At 51.8% G+C, this 255-nt stretch carries 1 rRNA gene; it reads right to left on the reverse strand.

The annotated features are described in order from the left end of the window. Positions 1 to 138 precede the first annotated feature (138 nt). A 16S ribosomal RNA gene (locus tag IB257_RS31475) occupies positions 139 to 255 on the reverse strand; the annotation flags it as partial.

A 255-nucleotide genomic window follows, 5' to 3' on the forward strand; every position in this document is an offset into this window, starting at 1 on the left:
GACCCAAAAACCTTTTCGGATCAGCAGTCAGGAAAGCTGTAGACCCAGGGAAGATTCCCTCGACCCAAGCCTGCAACTGATCCCAGCTATATCAAACAACCGATAAGAGTGGACGCTTAACACGAGCGCTAAGCTCTGAAAGGAGGTGATCCAGCCGCACCTTCCGATACGGCTACCTTGTTACGACTTCACCCCAGTCATGAATCCTACCGTGGTAATCGCCCCCCTTGCGGTTAGGCTAACTACTTCTGGTAA

Source organism: Achromobacter sp. ACM03 (assembly GCF_014851665.1).
GTDB lineage: Bacteria > Pseudomonadota > Gammaproteobacteria > Burkholderiales > Burkholderiaceae_B > Achromobacter > Achromobacter aegrifaciens.